Source organism: Collinsella sp. An2 (genome assembly GCF_002160065.1).
Classification (GTDB): domain Bacteria; phylum Actinomycetota; class Coriobacteriia; order Coriobacteriales; family Coriobacteriaceae; genus Limicola.
This window is the reverse complement of sequence record NZ_NFJW01000003.1, coordinates 112,350-128,524: the sequence shown is the minus strand read 5'-3', so window position 1 is coordinate 128,524 and position 16,175 is coordinate 112,350. Positions and strand designations below refer to the sequence as shown.

General features: G+C 61.9%; 9 protein-coding genes. 7 read left to right on the top strand and 2 right to left on the bottom strand.

Annotated features, from left to right (window positions below; genetic code table 11):
- Positions 1-227: 227 nt before the first annotated feature.
- Together adhE and B5F33_RS03415 are read left to right on the top strand one after the other, a co-directional pair.
- A complete protein-coding gene (adhE, locus tag B5F33_RS03420; protein WP_087410393.1) occupies positions 228-2,873 on the top strand; it encodes a bifunctional acetaldehyde-CoA/alcohol dehydrogenase in 2,646 nt (881 codons plus the stop codon).
- Positions 2,874-2,961: 88 nt separating this feature from the next.
- The gene (locus tag B5F33_RS03415) at positions 2,962-3,729 is read left to right on the top strand and encodes an aminoglycoside phosphotransferase family protein (RefSeq protein ID WP_087410392.1); all 768 of its coding nucleotides are present in this window, start codon (positions 2,962-2,964) and stop codon (positions 3,727-3,729) included.
- A gap of 628 nt (positions 3,730-4,357) precedes the next feature.
- On the opposite strand, the gene B5F33_RS03410 is transcribed toward B5F33_RS03415, so the two are convergent.
- Complete coding sequence (locus tag B5F33_RS03410) at positions 4,358-5,050, bottom strand: thiamine pyrophosphokinase (RefSeq protein WP_239284725.1); 693 nt, start codon at positions 5,048-5,050, stop codon at positions 4,358-4,360.
- Between the two features lie 8 nt (positions 5,051-5,058).
- A complete protein-coding gene (locus B5F33_RS03405) occupies positions 5,059-5,763 on the bottom strand; it encodes an HAD family phosphatase (RefSeq protein WP_239284723.1) in 705 nt (234 codons plus the stop codon).
- A gap of 426 nt (positions 5,764-6,189) precedes the next feature.
- On the opposite strand from B5F33_RS03405, the gene glgB reads away from it, so the two are divergent.
- The 5 genes from glgB to glgA all read left to right on the top strand — a co-directional run bounded on the left by glgB (position 6,190) and on the right by glgA (position 15,881).
- A complete protein-coding gene (gene glgB / locus B5F33_RS03400; RefSeq protein WP_239284744.1) occupies positions 6,190-8,469 on the top strand; it encodes a 1,4-alpha-glucan branching protein GlgB in 2,280 nt (759 codons plus the stop codon).
- Between the two features lie 68 nt (positions 8,470-8,537).
- Complete coding sequence (locus tag B5F33_RS03395; protein ID WP_087410389.1) at positions 8,538-10,961, top strand: glycogen/starch/alpha-glucan phosphorylase; 2,424 nt, start codon at positions 8,538-8,540, stop codon at positions 10,959-10,961.
- A gap of 114 nt (positions 10,962-11,075) precedes the next feature.
- The gene (locus tag B5F33_RS03390) at positions 11,076-12,221 is read left to right on the top strand and encodes a glucose-1-phosphate adenylyltransferase (protein WP_087410388.1); all 1,146 of its coding nucleotides are present in this window, start codon (positions 11,076-11,078) and stop codon (positions 12,219-12,221) included.
- 4 nt (positions 12,222-12,225) lie between these two features.
- Positions 12,226-13,332 (top strand): glucose-1-phosphate adenylyltransferase subunit GlgD, encoded by a 1,107-nt coding sequence (gene glgD / locus B5F33_RS03385; RefSeq protein ID WP_087410387.1) that lies wholly within the window; start codon positions 12,226-12,228, stop codon positions 13,330-13,332.
- A 125-nt stretch (positions 13,333-13,457) separates the two neighbouring features.
- Positions 13,458-15,881, top strand: coding sequence for a glycogen synthase GlgA (glgA, locus tag B5F33_RS03380; protein ID WP_239284721.1), 2,424 nt, complete (start codon positions 13,458-13,460; stop codon positions 15,879-15,881).
- Positions 15,882-16,175: the final 294 nt, after the last annotated feature.

Here is a 16,175-nt window from a genome sequence, read left to right as displayed (position 1 = left end):
GTGTTGGAACGCCCCATCGCCACCGCTTCCTCAAAGCGTTCCCCTTAATGCTCCACCATTACTTCCCCATCTTTTCGGCAGATCCCTTTACCTTGACTTGATAATTGAAACGTTCCAAATAAATGAAGCGTTTCAATCTACCGTTTGCCGGATTTGAACCGTTTACCGAGAAAAGTCTTGATATTATTCAGGCTGTAGGGTAGGTCACCAGTCACAAGGAGAGACACATGGTGAAAAAACCAACGGCGCCCGCCGCACCCGAAGTTGTCGACAACATGGAGGCTTTTGAGGCCCTCCTCGCTCGCGTTCGCGCGGCACAGGAGGAGTACGCCAAGTTCTCCCAGGAGCAGGTCGACAAGATCTTCTTCGAGGCGGCCATGGCTGCCAACAAGCAGCGCATCCCGCTTGCCAAGATGGCAGTCGAGGAGACGCAGCGCGGCGTCCTTGAAGACAAGGTCATCAAGAACCACTACGCTGCCGAGTACATCTACAACGCCTACAAGAACACCAAGACCTGTGGCGTGCTCGAGCACGACGAGGCCTACGGCATCACGAAGATCGCCGAGCCTATCGGCGTCGTTGGCGCGGTCATCCCGACTACCAACCCCACGTCTACCGCGATCTTCAAGACCCTTATCTGCCTGAAGACCCGCAACGCCATCATCATCTCCCCGCACCCGGCTGCCGCCAAGTGCACCATCGCTGCCGCCAAGGTCGTTCTTGAGGCCGCCGTCAAGGCCGGTGCGCCCGAGAACATCATCGGCTGGATCGACGCCCCGTCGCTCGACCTCACCAACCGCCTCATGCGCGAGTCCGACATCATCCTCGCCACCGGCGGCCCGGGCATGGTCAAGAGCGCTTACTCCTCCGGCAAGCCCGCCCTGGGCGTCGGCGCCGGCAACACCCCCGTCGTCATCGACGAGACTGCCGACATCCTCAATGCCGTCAACTCCATCATTCACTCCAAGACCTTCGACAACGGCATGATCTGCGCCTCTGAGCAGTCCGTGACCGTGCTCGACTCCATCTACGACCAGGTCAAGGCTGAGTTCGAGCGTCGTGGCTGCTACTTCGTAAAGCAGGGTAAGGAGCTCGAGGCCCTGCGCGAGGCCATGTTCAAGAACGGCGCGCTTGACCACCGTATCCCCGGCCAGCCCGCCGCCTCCATCGCCGCGCTCGCCGGCATCGAGGTCCCGGCCAAGACCAAGATCCTGATCGCCGAGGTCACCTCCACCGACCCGAACAAAGAGGAGTTCTCCCACGAGAAGCTCTCCCCTGTCCTCGCCATGTATCACGCTGCCACCTTCCAGGAGGCCGTGGACAAGGCTGAGCACCTCGTGCTCGCCGGCGGCCCGGGCCACACCGCCTCGCTCTATGTGCATCCTGCCGAGAAGGACAAGATCGCGCTGTTCGAGAACACGATGAAGGCCTGCCGCATCGTCATCAACACCCCGTCCTCCCAGGGCGGCATCGGCGACCTGTACAACTTCGGCATGAAGCCGTCCCTGACGCTGGGCTGCGGCTCCTGGGGTGGCAACTCCGTCTCCGAGAACGTGGGGGTGAAGCACTTGCTCAACATCAAGACCGTGGCAGAGCGCCGCGAGAACATGCTCTGGTTCAGGGCACCTGAGAAGATCTACTTCAAGAAGGGTTGCACGCCCGTCGCCATCGAGGAGCTCGGCCGCGCCATGGGCAAGAAGCGCGCCTTCATCGTCACCGACCAGTTCCTGTACAAGAACGGCAACTGCCGTCAGATCGAGGACAAGCTCGACGAGCTCGGTATCGCTCACGACGCGTTCTATGACATCCAGCCCGATCCGCGCCTGCAGGACGCCGAGAAGGGCGTCGAGCGCATGAAGCTGTTCGAGCCCGACCTCATCATCGCGGTCGGCGGCGGCTCCGCCATGGACGCCGGCAAGATCATGTGGCTCATGTACGAGCACCCCGAGTGCAAGTTCGAGGACATGGCCATGGACTTCATGGACATCCGCAAGCGTATCTACACCTTCCCCGAGATGGGCAACAAGGCCTACTTCGTCGCCGTCCCGACCTCCTCGGGCACCGGCTCCGAGGTGACGCCGTTCGCGATCATCACCGACGCCGAGACCGGCATCAAGTGGCCGATCACCGACTACCAGCTCATGCCGAACATGGCCATCGTCGACGTCGACAACGCCATGACCGCGCCGAAGGGCCTCACCTGCGCCTCGGGTATCGACGTCATGACCCACGCCATCGAGTCCTATGTCTCGATCATGTCCTCCGACTACACCCGTGGCCTCTCCATGCGCGCCGCCAAGCTCGTCTTCGAGAACCTGCCGGCCGCCTATGAGAAGGGCGCTGCCGACCCGCACGCCCGTGAGGAGATGCACAACGCATCCTGCCTCGCCGGCATGGCCTTTGCGAACGCCTTCCTCGGCCTCAACCACTCCATGGCCCACAAGCTTGGCGCCTACCATCACCTGCCGCACGGCCTGGCCAACGCCGTCATCCTGACGCGCGTCATGCGTTACAACGCTGCCGAGAAGCCGGTCAAGATGGGCACCTTCTCGCAGTATCAGTATCCGCACGCGCTGCACGACTACGCCGACCTCGGTCGCTACTGCGGCTGCACCGGCGCGGACGACCACGAGGTGTTCGAGAACTTCATCAAGAAGCTCGAGGACCTCATGGAGACCATCGGCATCAAGAAGACCATCGCCGAGTACGGTGTCGACGAGAAGTACTTCCTCGACACTCTCGACGAGATGACCGAGAACGCCTTCAACGACCAGTGCACCGGCGCCAACCCGCGCTACCCGCTCATGAGCGAGATCAAGGAGCTCTACCTCGATGCGTACTACGGCCGTGAGCCGCAGTCCTACGAGGCGTAAGGCCACACCCGATTCGCTGCGTTCCGCCGGGGGCGCACACCGTCCCCGGCGCCTCGTCAGACTAGGCTCCTAGAAAGGATGAAGAGCTATGATCCTTCCCGATTCCAAGACCGAGCTCGTCCGCCGCGGCAACAAGGTCGTCTATGACCTGGGTGACAAGATCGCCAAGGTCTTCAACGAGACCAAGCCCGTTTCAGACGTCTTCAACGAGGCACTGAACCTCGCCCGCATCAACGAGTGCGGCATCCGCTCCCCGAAGGCCCTTGAGGTCACCGAGGTCGAGGGCGACGAGTCCGGTTGGGCGCTCATCACCTCCAAGATTCCCGGCACCACCCTTGCCGAGAAGATGGAAGCCGAGCCCCAGCGCTTCGGCGAGTATCTCGAGCAGTTCGTTGACCTGCAGATCGAGATTCATCACCACACCTCGCCGCTGCTCAACCGCCAGCGCGACAAGTATGCCCGCATGATCGGTGGCCTTGAGTCCATCAACGCCACCCAGCGCTACAACCTCATGGAGCGCCTCGACGGCATGAAGAAGGAATTCCAGGTTTGCCACGGCGACTTCAACCCCACCAACGTCATTGTCGCCGATGACGGCGAGCTCGCCGTATGCGACTGGGCTCACGCCACGCAGGGCTCCCCTGCCGCCGACGTCGCCATGACCTACCTGCTGTTCGCGCTGAACTCCAAGGAGCAGGCCGAGGCCTATCTCGACCTCTACTGCGAGCGCGCCGACATGCCCAAGCAGGTCGTGCGTCAGTGGATGCCAATCGTGGCCGCCTCCGAGCTCGCGCGCAAGCGTGACCTCGAGGAGAGCTTCCTCATGAGCTGGATCGACGTCTTCGACTATCAGTAAGTCGTGAAGTGCTGGGGCATATAGCCCAGCCATGCTAAGCGTATATGCGCTCAAGACCCGCTGCCCTACCAGCAGCGGGTCTTTTCAGTTATGCTGACGTAGCTGGAAACCCCAACGGCAGCATTCCCGGCAACTTGAGAAGAGAGGCTCGATTGCCCGCCTGAATCAGATTGACGCTGCGAAGAGCTGCAAGCTCGCCAACCAGAGCAACTACAAGTATTAGGGTGTCTTACACCGAATGAATAGTCTGTCGATGAAATTGCATAGAATCCTGCATCCAAAGAGACCCATGAGGGTCAGCGCCTCCTGAGGTGTGCGAATTTCCATTTTTTCGGCTCTTCAATGCGCCGTAAAGCGCCTGATGGGAAGATTCACCCAACCTATTAGGAATTGCTCTCAATAAAGAGAACAAAATGACCCCTATTCTTTATACATACGTTCTGCGAGAGCCGAAAAGATTGAATTTTGCACACCTCGAACACTTCGCTCCCAAGCACCCTGACACAGGCGCGTAAACGCATGAGTCGTTAGCTTAATCGAGGCAACTTTGGCAGTATCACCGGTTGCTGACTGCTTATCAATGACTACAGCCCGGCAAGCGTGCGCCAATCAAGGACGACAAAGCAGGCTATCGCTCAAACACCCACGCAGATATGATGCCTTCGTGACAGGTGATCGAGGCGGATTCGGCCTCGACCACATTCGATACACCTAAGTCTGAAAGAAGCGATACGCGTTTATGATCTAGGTTCCAGCGCATCTTACGCTCCGAAACCGTGGCGGAAAGGGAGAGCGGCACAAAGGTGAAGCGGGCACCTGTATGTCCATGGAGTTCCCAGGCATCGCCCCGCTTGAGGATGCGCTGAACAAACCCATCCTCGATGACCTCGACGCCTCCGTCCCACGTGGAGAGCCTGCCCAGCACAGCAAGCGCGTGGTCGGGATGCCCTCCCGAAAGGCACGTCCCCACCAGAGACGCCCCAGGCCACCTGCAGGCGATCTCGCCGAGCGCAAGGCCTAGGTCGGTGTCGTCCTTATGCGGGTTATACCGAACGACCTCGAAGCGCGGCGCATCCGCTGCGCCAGCGGCGTTGCCGGAGACATCGCGCTCACAGAGACGTACCAGCTCGGCGCCGTGCTCGCTGACCGAATCGGCATCTCCGCAGAACAGATCACAGCTCACGCCGGCCGCGAGCAGCGCGTCGAGACCGCGGTCGACCGCCACAACAGCCTTACAGCCAGCTGCGGCGCACCGGATGGTCTCCGCGCTCGACGGCTCGGGCGAGCCTCCTACCACAAGTATGCGCGTCGCTGCGTCCACCACGTGTCCTAGCCTTCAAACGAAAGGATGTCTGCGAGCGAAAGCTCGGTATACTCGTCGATCGAGATGTCCGAAAGCTCGCGAACCTGCTCGCGCGTCGTGCGTCCCGCCGGATCGAAAATGCCCACACGGTGATACCCCGCCGCACGAGCGCTCGTGAGCCCAAAGGCCGCATCCTCGAAGACCCACACGTCCCCGTGGTCCACCTCGCCCAGGCCGCAGTGGTCGGACAAGCGCTTGAGCGCAAGGTTGTAGACATCGGGATGCTGCTTGGAGCGACCAGCCTCGGCCGTGGTGGTGATGCTGTCGAAATACCCCGCCAGCCCGTTGTGCTCCAAGCCCGACTGAACAAGAAAATCGGGCGTCGAAGTCGCGATCGCCATGGGAATGCCCGCCTGGGCAACAGATTCCAGGAACGCCTTGACGCCCGTTCGCGCAGGAATCTCCTGGGCGTAGGCCGCACGCAGCATGCCCATCAGCTTCTCGTAGATCTGCTCGCCGGTATCGGGCAGATGCCACTTCTCGTGGTAGGCCGCGCACTCGTCCTCGACAGAGAGGTGCTCGAACTCGGCGAAGTCGTCGGGCGTCGTGGTGACGCCGTACCCCTCAAGCAGGCGCGGCTGGATGCCCAGCCAGGTGCCCATTGAATCAAGCAGGGTGCCGTCGCAATCGAAGATGAATGCACGTGGCAGACGGTCGGAAGACTGGGACATAAAGAACCCTTTCTCATGGTGGCTGCTGCAGCCGATATCGAACGCGTGTCATCGCGCGCGGACCGGCGCGACATAGCCTTTCATCCTAACAGAACAACATGTTCGAACCGTAAGGGTTTCAACAGGCTCCCGCCATGTGATGCCGCCGGATGCAACGTCTACGAAACGATAGCTACCGTCTCTCGGCTTCACGGATGGACAAAAGTTCGAGAATGGTATTCTCGTGCATGAACGTCTAGGCACCGCACGCGCTGGCCGGCGTACACCGACCCGGCGCCATCGTGCGCCGTCCCAGACAAGGTATCTATCGGACGGCGGCTTGCCCGCTTGATCGATTGGATGAGTCATATGAAGAAGAACGTCCCAGCACCATCTGAGCAGGCAACGACCGCACCGGGGACCCCTCCCCAGAAGCCGGTCCTCATCATGACCGATGACGATATCTATATGTTCGCCAACGGCACATGGCAGCGCAGCTGGGAGAAGATGGGCGCTCATCCCGACGTGCAGAACGGCGTCGAGGGCTGGCACTTCTGCGTCTGGGCACCCGACGTCAAGAGCGTTCATGTGGTCGGCGACTTCAACGAGTGGGACCCCGAGGCCAACGAGCTCTACCCCATTGCGAAAAGCGGCATGTGGCAGGGGTTCGTCCCCGGCCTCTCGCAGGGCGACCTCTACAAATTTGTGCTCGAGACCGACACGGGAGACCTGCTGTACAAGGCCGACCCCTATGCGTTTTACGCCGAGCAGGCGCCCGGCACGGCCTCGCGGCTCATGGATATCACCGGATATAGCTGGGGCGATGGCGCATGGCTCGAGCATCGCCGCACCCATGACCACATGAAGCAGCCCCTGAACATCTACGAGGTCCATCTGGGATCGTGGAAGCGCCATGGCGACGAGCCGCAGGGCGAGCCCGACGAGAACGGTAACTACCCCGGACCGGGCGATCCCTTCCCCGCTCAGCGCGGCGAGGTCTACACCTACGACGACCTCTCGGTCGAGCTCGTCGACTACGTGAAGGAGATGGGCTATTCGCACATCGAGGTGCTGCCGGTCATGGAGCACCCCTTTGACGGCTCGTGGGGCTATCAGCCCACCGGGTACTATGCCGCCACCGCCCGCTACGGCGAGCCCAAACAGCTCATGCACTTTGTCGATGCCTGCCACCAGGCCGGCATCGGCGTGATCCTCGACTGGGTGCCCGGCGGCTTCTGCGCCAACGAGGAAGGGCTCGCGACCTTCAACGGCCATATGCTGTTCGAGCGCGAAATCCATCCCAACTGGGGAACGCACAAGTTTGACTTCGGCCGCGGTGAGGTCCGCAGCTTCCTGGTCTCCAACGCCCTCTTCTGGATCGAGATGTTCCACGCAGACGGCATCCGCATGGACGGCGTGTCGAGCATGCTGTACCTCAACTTTGGCGTCGACGACCCCGGCCAGAAGAAGTTCAACAAGTACGGCACCGAGGAAGACCTCGATGCATCCGCGTTCATCCGCCAGGTCAACGCCGCGGTGGGGCGCGAGTTCCCCGACGTCATGATGATCGCCGAAGAGTCCACCGCGTGGCCGCTCGTGACCTATCCGCCCGAGGAAGGCGGCCTGGGCTTCCACTATAAGTGGGACATGGGCTGGATGAACGACACCCTGCACTACATGCAGACCGACTTCCCCTGGCGTCCCGGTGCCCACCGGCTCCTCACCTTCTCGATCATGTATGCCTTCAACGAGAACTTCGTGCTGCCGCTATCCCACGACGAGGTTGTAAACGGCAAGTGCTCGCTCATGGGCCGCATGCCTGGTGACTGGTGGCGCCAGTTCGCCGGCCTGCGCACGCTCGTCTTCTACCAGATGACCCACCCGGGCGCACAGCTCTCCTTCATGGGCAACGAGATCGCGCAGTTCATCGAGTGGCGCTACTACGAGTCCATCCAGTGGTTCCTCGTCGACGAATACGAGACGCACCGCCATCACCAGCAGTTCGTGAAGGCGCTGAACAAGCTCTACCTCGATGAGCCCGCCTTCTGGCAGCGCGCCTACACCGAAGACGGCTTCACCTGGATCGACGCGAACAACTCGCAGCAGTCCATCATCTCGTTCGTGCGCCATGGCGAGGACCCTGACGACGACCTGGTCGTGCTCATCAACTTCGACCCGGCGTCCTATGAGACCTATCGCGTCGGCGTGCCGCGCGAGGGCGACTGGAAGGTCATCTTCGACTCCGACGATCCGGAGTTCGGCGGCAGCGGCTACGAGCTCAAGAACCTCAAGGGCAAGGTGTGCTCGAGCGAGCCGTATCCCTGGAACGGGTGCGATGAGTCCGTGACGTTCAGCGTCCCGGGCCTTGCCGGCGTGGTCCTGAAGCGCGTGGGACCGAGCTCCTACGTGCCACCGAAGAAGCCGAAGCGCACCACGAAGAAGGCCACGACCAAGAAGGCAACGACCTCGACCAAGAAGAGCGCCGCCTCGACCTCCAAGAAGGCGACCGGCGCCAAGAAGACTGCGACCAAGGCGAGCACGGCCAAAAAGGCCACCGGCGTATCGACCGCCGCGGCCAAGCCCGCTGCGGCCAAAAAGACCGTGACCAAGGCGTCTGCGACCACCTCGTCCAAGACGGCCAGCACGGCAAAGAGCACATCGCGCACTACTAAGACTACGAAAACGTCCAACACGACAAAAAAGACATCTACACCCAAGTCCGCGTAGCAGCAGCCATATAATAGAGAGCGGCTGAATCTGCAGACGTCCCGGGACTGCCGGGTGGAAAGGAAGCCATGAAACAGATTTTCAAAGACAAAGAGGACTTCATCACGCAATATCGCGCGATGATCCGCGCCAACACCGGCAAGGATTTCGAGCAGTGCGGGTCGCACGACCGCTTCTACTCCCTTGCCGAGCTCATCGCCGTCCGCGCGCGCCGCATCGCGAGCGAGAACGAGCGTGAGATCGAGAAATCCGGCAAGAAGCGCGTCTACTACTTCTCGCTCGAGTTCCTCATCGGCAGGCTGCTTGATAACTACCTCCTCAACTTCGGCATTCGCGACATGGTTGCCGAGGCGCTCGAGGACATGGGCACCTCGCTCGAGGCCCTCGAGGTCCGCGAGCCCGACGCGGCTCTTGGCAACGGCGGCCTGGGCCGTCTGGCCGCGTGCTTCCTGGCGTCCGCCGCGCACGAGGGCATCGCCTTTTACGGCAACGGCATGCGCTACGAATACGGCCTCTTCAAGCAGGAGATCGTCGACGGCCGCCAGGTCGAGCTTGCCGACAACTGGCTCAAGCATGACTATCCCTGGGAGTCCCGTCGTCCCGAGAGCTCGGTCGAGGTCGTCTTCGGCGGCACGAGCGTGGCCTACGAGAAGGACGGCCGCACCATGTACCGCACCGAGGGCGGTCAGAAGATCCTCGCGGTGCCCTATGACATCCCCGTCGTAGCTTACGGCGGCGAGCTCGTGAACAAGCTGCGCGTCTGGAAGGCCGAGCCCAACGAGGACCTCTTCGACCTGGACGCCTTCAACCGCGGCGATTACGCGCAGGCAAACGCCGGTCGTTCCGAGGCCGAGGCCATCTCCACGATCCTCTACCCCGCCGACGCCGGTGAGCACGGCAAGATCCTGCGCCTCAAGCAGGAGTACCTGTTCGTCGCCGCTGGCATCAACTCCATCCTGCGCACGTTCCGCAACGAGCACGGCTCCAACTGGAAGCTTTTGCCCCAGTACGTCGCCATCCACACCAACGACACGCACCCCGCCATGTGCGGCCCCGAGCTCATGCGCGTCCTCATGGACGAGGAGGGCCTGGAGTGGGACGAGGCTTGGGACATCGTCACCAAGACCGTCTCGTTCACCAACCACACGGTGCTGCCCGAGGCGCTCGAAAAGTGGCCCATCACCACGTTCAAGCCGCTTCTCCCCCGCCTGTATCAGATCATCGACGAGATCGCCCGCCGCTTCCGCGAGAACTTCCCGACGGATGACCCCGAGTGGCGTGAGATGTTCCAGAAGACCGCCATCCTGTGGGACGGCGAGGTCCGCATGGCCAACCTCTCGATCGTGTGCAGCCACTCGGTGAACGGCGTGGCCGAGCTCCATACCAAGATCCTGAAGGAGCAGGTCTTCAAGGAGTTCTACGAGCTCACCCCCGAAAAGTTCAACAACAAGACCAACGGCGTGAGCCACCGTCGCTTCCTCGCCGAAGCCAACCCCTCCTACGCCAAGCTCATCACCTCGAAGATCGGCTCGGGCTGGCTCGACAACGCCGACGAGCTCAAGAAGCTCGAGGCCTACTACGACGACAAAGACTTCCTGCGCGCCATGGCCGCTTCCAAGCTTGAGAATAAGAAGCGTCTGGCCGCCTACATCAAGGAAGTCACCGGCATCGTTGTCGACCCGAACTCCATCTTCGACGTCCAGGTCAAGCGCTTCCACGCCTACAAGCGCCAGCTCCTGAACATCTTCAAGGTGATGGACATCTACAACCGCATGATCGCCGACCCCGACTTCACCGTCCCGGCGACCACCTTCATCTTCTCGGGCAAGGCCGCGCAGAGCTATTACTTCGCCAAGGAGGTCATCCGCCTCATCAACTCGGTGGCCGACGTGGTGAACAACGACGAGCGCGTCAACGACCGCATCAAGGTCGTCTTCATTCCCAACTTCCGCGTCTCGAACGCCCAACTCATCTACTCCGCTGCCGACATCTCCGAGCAGATCTCCACGGCCGGCCAGGAAGCCTCGGGCACCTCGAACATGAAGCTCATGATGAACGGCGCCATCACCCTCGGCACGCTCGACGGCGCGAACATCGAGATCGCCGACCTCGCAGGCCGCGAGAACGTGAAGATCTTCGGCCTCACCGAGCCCGAGGTCGTGGAGCTGCAGCACAGCCACTATTTCTCGTGGGACGAGTACAACGCCGATCGCGACCGTCTGGGCCGCTGCGTAGACGAGCTCACCGACAGCACGTTCTCGCGCCTGTCCGGCACGTTCGATTCCATCCGTCGCGAGCTCATGGACAACAACGACCATGACCTCGTGCTCAAGGACTTCAGGTCCTACGTCGACGCGTGGGAGGAGCTCACCGCAGTGCATGCCGACACCATCGCCTGGCAGCGCATGGCGCTCCACAACACGGCCAACTCGGGTCATTTCTCGAGCGACCGTACCATCAGGGAATATCGCGACGAGATTTGGCACGCATAGCCGCTCTCGCGTAACCCCCGCCATTCTGGCATCCAGGTGTGCCGCAAGGCGCTTTGCGGCACACCTTCGATAGCAAGGTCAAACTATCGGAACGGGTTTTGAAGGAGAACATCGATGAGCAAAAAAGAATGCATCGCCATGCTCCTCGCAGGAGGACAGGGTAGTAGGTTGGGGGCGCTCACATCCAAGATTGCGAAACCAGCCGTTTCATTCGGAGGCAAGTACAGGATCATCGACTTCACGCTGTCGAACTGCGCGAACTCGGGCATCGACACGGTGGGCGTGCTCACCCAGTATCGCCCCTATCGCCTGCATGCCTACCTGGGCTCCGGCTCGGCGTGGGACCTCGACGAGCGCGGCGGCGGCGTGTCGATCCTTCCCCCGTATGCCACGCAGGACGGCGGCGCATGGTATGCCGGCACCGCTGACGCCGTCACGCAGAACCTCGACTACATCAAGACGCATGACCCCAAGTACGTGCTCATCCTGTCCGGAGACGCCCTCTATCGCATGGACTACCGCGAGATGCTGCACACCCACATCTCCAACGACGCCGACCTCACCGTCGCCGTCATGCCGGTGCCGTGGGAGGATGCGAGCCGCTTCGGCATCCTGACCGCCGATGACGAGGGCCGCATCACCAAGTTCACCGAGAAGCCCGAGAAGCCCGATTCGAACCTCGCGTCCATGGGCATCTACATCTTCACCGCCGACTTCCTGATCAAGACCCTCGAAGAGGACGCCCTCGATCAGCGCTCCAGCCACGACTTCGGCGGCGACATCATCCCGAAGGCCCTCGCCGACGGCAAGCGCCTGTTCGTCCATAAGTTCGAAGGCTTCTGGAAGGACGTAGGCACCATCGCCAGCTACCATGAGACGAGCATGGACCTGCTGGGGCCGAACCCCTATTTCGATCTGTACGACTACAAGACGCCCATCATGAGCAACGACACCACCCGTCCGCCGCACTACATCGGGCCGGACGGCAAGGTCGATGACTGCCTGGTCTCCAACGGCTGCGAGATTCTGGGCACCGCTCGCCACTCCGTCCTCTCCACCGACTGCGTCATCGGTGAGCGCGCCATCGTCGAGGACTCCGTCCTACTGCCGGGCGCCGTCATCAAGGCCGGAGCGCACATCTGCCGCGCCATCATCGGCGAGAACGCCGTTGTCGAGGAGGGCGTGAAGCTCGGAAGCGTCGACACCACGAAGGACACCGCCGTCGTCGGAAACGACGTCGTCATCGGGAAGGGGGAATGAACCGATGATCAACCGCAAGGCCATCGGATATATCACCGCTAACTACACGAGCCGGGAGCACAGCGTCCTGCTCGACAGCCGTCCGCTCGCGTCCATTCCGTTCATGGGCCGCTATCGTCTGATCGACTTCCCGCTCTCCAACCTGGCGAACGCCGGCATCAAGACCGTGGGTCTGGTCATGCCGGGCAACTGGCGCTCCATCATGGACCACGTTGGCCACGGCAAGGACTGGGGCCTCGACCGCAAGAAGGGTGGCCTGTTCCCGCTGCCGGGCAACCCCTACGGCGCCACCAAGCAGGGCATGCGCTTCCTGCTGCGCGACATCATCTCCAGCAAGTCGCTCTTTGAGCGCTCCGACAAGCCCTATGTCGTGCTCATGGGCACCAACATCATCTTCAACCTGGACCTCAACGCCGTCATCGACGCGCACGAGAAAAGCGGCGTCGGCATCACGATGGTGTACGTGCATGCTGAGCGCAACCAGGAAGACGCCATGTCGCTCGAGATCGGCGACGCCGGCCGCGTGAAGGGCTTCCACCAGGGCTGCCACTATGGCGACAACAAGTTCCTGGACTGCGTCGTCATCAACCGCGACCTGCTCCTGCAGATCATCGACCAGTACTCCAGCGCCGACTACCTGGACCTTTTCGAGGCCATCCGTCCCGACTTCGAGCGCATCGACGTGTGCAGCTACGAGTACAAGGGCCTCGCGATGGGCTTCTTCAACGAGGAGACCTACTTCCGTCGCAGCATGGAGCTGCTGGACCCGACGACTGCCAACAAGCTGTTCATGCGTGAGCGCCCGATTCTCACCAAGGCCCACGACGCGCCGCCCGCGAAGTATTTCTCCGGCGCCGTGGTGTGCAACTCCCGCGTGTCGGCTGGCTGCGAGATCAAGGGTACCGTGCGCAACTCCATCATCGCGCGCGGCGTGACCGTCGAGGCCGGCGCCAACGTGGTGAACAGCATCATCATGCAGTCCTGCGTCATCAAGACCGGCGCCCACGTTGAGAACGCCATTCTTGACAAGAGCAACGTCGTGGCCGCGAACACCGAGCTGAGCGGCACTCCCGACGACATCCTGGTCGTAGGCAAGGCTGCCCTCAAGTAGGTTTCCATCTGACACCTCGGGGCATCGACGCAACCATGATGTTCGATAGGAGCTATTATTAGAATCGCCGCTCGGCCTTGTGCTGGGCGGCGATTCGTACAACGGATTGTATTTTGGAGGCCTCAATGGCTAAGAAGATGCAGGTGGTGTTCGCCTCTGCGGAAGCGGCACCCTTTGTGAAGACCGGCGGTCTTGGCGATGTCGCAGGATCGCTTCCGAAGGCACTTAAGAAGGCGGGCGCCGACGTCATCGTCATGGTGCCGAAGTACTCCACCATTCCCGAGTACTTTGTCGAGCGCATGCAGCATGTCGGCGAGTTCTATGTAAGCCTTGGCTGGCGCAACGAGTACTGCGGCCTCGAGCGCCTGGACATGGATGGAATCACCTATCTGTTCCTGGACAACGAGCACTACTTTGCCCGCAGCTATCCGTATGGCTTCTTCGACGACGGCGAGCGCTTCGCGTTCTTCTCCAAGGCCGTCACCGAGAGCCTTCAGCACCTGCCCGACGGCTTCCAGTGCGACATCCTGCACTGCAACGACTGGCACACCGCCCTCTCCCCCGTCTTTTTGCGCGAGTTCTATCAGGGCCTGCCGCTCTATGAGCGCGTGAAGACCGTCTTCTCGATCCACAACATCGCCTTCCAGGGCCAGTTCTCCGACACCATTCTGAACGACGTGCTGGGCCTGGCGCACATCCCCAACGCCGCTCGCCAGCTGCGCTGCGACTCCAGCTCCATCAACTACATGCTGGGCGCTCTCAACTACAGCGACGCCATCACCACGGTGAGCCCCACCTATGCCGGCGAGATCCAGACGCCCGAGTACGGCGAGCATCTTGACGGCGTGCTTCGTCGCCGCAACAACGTGCTCTCGGGCATCCTGAACGGCATCGACTACGTCGATTGGGACCCCGCGACCGACTACCAGCTCACCGAGAACTACTCCGTGGGCAACATGGAGGGCAAGGCCGCATGCAAGGCCGCCCTTCAGCAGGAGCTGGGCCTCGAGGTCCGCTCCGACCGACCGCTCATGGTCATGGTCACGCGCCTCACGCGCCAGAAGGGCATGGACCTTGTCACCTACGCCCTCGACCGCATCCTCTCCGGCGGCGTCCAGGTTGCCATCCTCGGCACCGGCGACTACGAGGACTCCATGAACTACTTCGCCAACAAGTACCCCGGCTCCATGGCAGCGCGCCTCACCTTCGACCCTGCGCTCTCCCGCCGCATGTACTCCGGCGCTGACATGTTCCTCATGCCGTCCCTCTTCGAGCCCTGCGGCCTTTCTCAGATCATCGCCATGCGCTACGGCACCCTGCCCATCGTGCGCGAGACCGGCGGCCTCAAGGACACCGTCATTCCGTACAACCAGTACACCGGCGAGGGCACGGGCTTCTCGTTTGCCCACTTCAACGGCGACGAGATGGGCGATGCGGTCTTCCGCGCCGCGCGCCTGTTCTGGGACGACCGCGACGCTTGGAACAAGCTCGTCGAGCAGGCCATGAACCAGGACTTCACCTGGAAGCGCTCGGCGGACGCCTACATCGATCTGTATCGCAGCCTGCATCCTGATGTCGAGGTGATGCCCGAGCCGGAGCCTGAACCGACCCCGGCTCCGGAGCCTGAGACCGCGCCGGAGCCGGCACCCGTGGCCGAGGCAGAGCCTGTGGCTGCGCCCGAACCTGAGCCCGAGGTGGCTCCCGAACCTGCAGCTGAGCCTGTCGAGGAGACGCCTGCTCACAAGGCTGAGACTACGCCTGAGCCCGAGCCCGAGGCCGCTCCGGCACCCGAGCCCGAGCCTGCCAAGGAGGAGCCCGCAAAGCCCGCTGAGCCCGCTGCTGAGAAGCCGGCAGAGGAGCCCCAGGCCGAAGAGGTGAAGCCTGCGGCTAAGACCACGAAGCGCACCACCAAGGCCACCGCATCCAAGACAACCACCAAGGCCGCCGCGAAGCCCGCTGCAACCAAGACCGCCGCTAAGACGGCTACCAAGGCTTCGACCACGAAGACCACGGCGACGAAGACGACCAAGGCTGCGGCAACCAAGACCACCAAGGCCACGACGCCGAAGACCGCTGCGAAGCCCGCGGAGACCGCCAAGAGCACAACGGCGACCGAGACGAAGGCCGCGACTAAGAAGACCACGGCCACCAAGGCGGCAACCGCCTCCACGAAGGCCGCGTCGACGGCTAAGACGACCGCCCCGAAGACGACGGCTACCAAGGCGACGGCCACAACCAAGGCTGCTGCCGCGAAGGCCGCTCCGGCTGAGGACGCCCCTGCGCCCAAGAAGGCCGCATCGAAGGCGACCGCGGCAAAGGCGGCTCCCGCCGCTTCCGAGCCTGCGCCCGAGCCTGCGCCCGAGCCTGCGCCCGAGCCTGCAGCGAAACCTGCAGCCAAGGCGACCGCCGCGAAGACCTCCTCCTCCACCGCCACAAAGGCTCCTGCAGCCAAGACCGCGGACGAGGAGAAGCCCGCCGCAAAGACGACGGCACCGAAGGCCACGAAGGTCTCTGCCGCTCGCAAGACCACGACGCGTCGTCGCTCGTAGGGATCTTCCTCCTACGGCATCGCTTATCGCACGCACGTACAGAAGGCGAGGGTCGGATGTTCCGGCTCTCGCCTTTTTGCTTTTGTAGCCCCGACGCGTCTGACATGTGTCGATAGCGTAAGAATTCGATACCTCGTTGCCATGTCGTACATCGGTATATATCAATCCCGTTTAGGCCAAATCCTGGCCGTTTATGCATTTCTCATCATCCATTATGCGAGATGCGTATTTCAAGGAAGCATCATTACGGCATATTTTCAAGACATTGCTAGCAGGTTGCCCACAGTTTCCATA

Bases quoted from the DNA above. Each gene is read 5' to 3' on its own strand.
- B5F33_RS03395 (WP_087410389.1), top strand. From the start codon at position 8,538: ATGAAACAGATTTTCAAAGACAAAGAGGACTTCATCACGCAATATCGC.
- glgA (WP_239284721.1), top strand. From the start codon at position 13,458: ATGGCTAAGAAGATGCAGGTGGTGTTCGCCTCTGCGGAAGCGGCACCC.
- glgD (WP_087410387.1), top strand. From the start codon at position 12,226: ATGATCAACCGCAAGGCCATCGGATATATCACCGCTAACTACACGAGC.
- B5F33_RS03405 (WP_239284723.1), bottom strand. From the start codon at position 5,763: ATGTCCCAGTCTTCCGACCGTCTGCCACGTGCATTCATCTTCGATTGC.
- B5F33_RS03415 (WP_087410392.1), top strand. From the start codon at position 2,962: ATGATCCTTCCCGATTCCAAGACCGAGCTCGTCCGCCGCGGCAACAAG.
- adhE (WP_087410393.1), top strand. From the start codon at position 228: ATGGTGAAAAAACCAACGGCGCCCGCCGCACCCGAAGTTGTCGACAAC.
- glgB (WP_239284744.1), top strand. From the start codon at position 6,190: ATGACCGATGACGATATCTATATGTTCGCCAACGGCACATGGCAGCGC.
- B5F33_RS03390 (WP_087410388.1), top strand. From the start codon at position 11,076: ATGAGCAAAAAAGAATGCATCGCCATGCTCCTCGCAGGAGGACAGGGT.